This window comes from Marinifilum caeruleilacunae (genome assembly GCF_013141825.1).
Taxonomy (GTDB): Bacteria; Bacteroidota; Bacteroidia; order Bacteroidales; family Marinifilaceae; genus Marinifilum; species Marinifilum caeruleilacunae.
In genome coordinates, this window is the sequence record NZ_RZNH01000098.1 from 1 (window position 1) to 1,213 (window position 1,213).

Here is a 1,213-nt window from a genome sequence, read left to right on the forward strand (position 1 = left end):
CGTAATCAGCAGATTCGAATTGTGAATCAGCTCTTGCAATTAATGACGCATACCTGTCATCCAATGCTTTTTTCTCAGCTGCCAACCTAGCTGCTTCATCGGCCTGGCGTTGCTGTTCTGCTAACAAATCATTAATCTTTGCAATCTGGCTTTTCGGATACTGTTCCTCTGATTTCAAGTTTAGAGCATCAGTATAACTTGCCTTTGAAGATGCGTAATCAGCAGATTCGAACTGTGAATCAGCTCTTGCAATTAATGAGGCATACCTGTCATCCAAAGCTTTTTTCTCTGCTGCCAATCGTGCTGCCTCATCGGCCTGGCGTTGCTGTTCGGCTAGCAAATCATTAATCTTTGCAATCTGACTTTTCGGATATTGTTCTTCAGCTTTCAAGGCCAAAGCTTCGGTATAGCTAGTCTTCGAAGATGTGTAATCAGCAGCTTCGAATTGAGAATCTGCCTGTGCGATCAAGCTTGCATATTTCTCATCCAAGGCTTTTTTCTCGGCTGCCAATCGTGCTGCTTCATTGGCCTGGCGTTGTTGTTCAGCAAGCAGTTCGTCAATCTTTGCAATCTGACTTTTCGGATATTGTTCTTCAGCTTTCAAAGCCAAAGCTTCGGTATAACTTGTCTTTGCAGATGTGTAATCAGCAGATTCAAACTGAGAATCGGCATGTGCAATCAATGCTGCATATTTCTCATCCAAAGCTTTTTGCTCTGCTGCCAAACGTGCTGCCTCATCGGCCTGGCGTTGCTGTTCTGCAAGCAATTCATCTATTTTTGCAATCTGGCTTTTCGGATATTGTTCTTCCGCTTTCAAAGCCAATGCATCGGTGTAGTTAGTCTTCGAAGATGTGTAATCTCCTGATTCAAATTGTGAATCTGCTAAAGTAATAATCGAGGCATATTTCTCATCCAAAGCTTTTTGCTCTGCTGCCAATCGTGCTGCTTCATCGGCCTGGCGTTGTTGTTCAGCAAGCAGTTCGTCAATCTTTGCAATCTGGCTTTTCGGATATTGTTCTTCAGCTTTCAAGTTCAATGCCTCGGTATAGCTTGTCTTTGCAGATGCGTAATCAGCAGATTCGAATTGTGAATCAGCTCTTGCAATTAATGACGCATACCTGTCATCCAATGCTTTTTTCTCAGCTGCCAACCTAGCTGCTTCATCGGCCTGGCGTTGCTGTTCTGCTAACAAATCATTAATCTTTGCAATCTG

The 1,213-nt window shown here is 43.4% G+C and carries 1 protein-coding gene; it reads right to left on the bottom strand.

The window, feature by feature from the left end:
* Window positions 1–1,213 (bottom strand): hypothetical protein (locus tag ELS83_RS21645; RefSeq protein ID WP_216616755.1); only part of this gene is annotated, 1,213 nt, incomplete at both ends.